Source organism: Anaerosolibacter carboniphilus (assembly GCF_014205875.1).
GTDB classification, from domain to species: Bacteria; Bacillota; Clostridia; order Peptostreptococcales; family Thermotaleaceae; genus Anaerosolibacter; species Anaerosolibacter carboniphilus.
The window spans coordinates 1-1,061 of the sequence record NZ_JACHEN010000078.1; the positions used below are offsets into that span (position 1 = coordinate 1).

The 1,061-nt window shown below is 35.3% G+C and carries 1 protein-coding gene; it reads left to right on the forward strand.

Going from position 1 to position 1,061, the window contains the following annotated elements; translation table 11 throughout:
- On the forward strand, positions 1-929 hold a 929-nt coding region (locus HNQ80_RS25535), incomplete at its 5' end, for an IS110 family RNA-guided transposase (RefSeq protein ID WP_207727192.1).
- Positions 930-1,061 lie beyond the last annotated feature (132 nt).

The following is a 1,061-nucleotide window of genomic DNA, read 5'->3' on the forward strand; positions in this document are numbered from 1 at the left end:
TAGCCAGGGTATTTTTCTATATGGATTTAATACAGCATCAAAGAATGGACAAGAACTTTGAAAACTTAAAAGTATTAACTAGAACCTATCATCAGTTTTCACAACAGAGAACAACTGCCATTAATCAGTTGACTGCAGTCATTGATCAAGTTATGCCTAGCTTTGCAAATATATTTAAATCTATTTCTTGCAAAACTTCTCTTGAATTACTTATTCGTTATCCTTCCCCTAAGTCAATTCTATCTGCTCCTGAAAAAGAGGTTATTGAACTGATTAAAAACACCTCTAGAGGATCTTTAGAATATGCTTCTAAGAAGTATTTACTCCTCTTAGAAAGTGCAAGGGAAGGAATTGCTACAGGTATTTTACTAGAAGCTTATGAGCATATCATTATGGTCCATGCCCAGCATCTAAGGAACATAGATGTCCAATTAGATACGCTAAGCAAGAAGATACATGAATTAGGAATAACTATTCCAGAAGTTCAACTTCTCCAAAGTATTCCTGGAATAGGTCCAACATTAGCACCTGTTTTAGCTGCTGAGATAGGAAAGATAGAAAAATTTAAAAGCTCTAAGCAACTTGTAGCCTATTGCGGTATCGATCCTTCTGTAATGCAGTCAGGTAAATTTCTTGGTACAAAGAACAAGCTTACCAAGCGAGGATCTATCTATATTCGAAAAGCCCTCTATATGGCAGCTACAGTAGCAATCAGGCATAACCCTAACGGGTCCTATTCCAATAAGGTTATTTATGACTACTATCAAAAGAAGATACAAAGCAAGGCGAAAAAGCAAGCTTTAGGCGCAATCATGAATAAGCTAGTTAGAATTATCTACTCCGTATTAAAAAATCAACAACCATTTGTACTTATCACACCTGAAGAACAGGTAAGGATGTATCAACGCAACATGCAAATTGTAGCCTAACGGCTGTTAAACTGAATATTTAGAATCATTACCCTTAAGAACATTCGTAGAAAACTAAGGGTCATTTCACATGATCATTATTTTGAGAACACATTAGTAAATTTTTTTCTTGACAGCAGTTAGCTGGTCTAC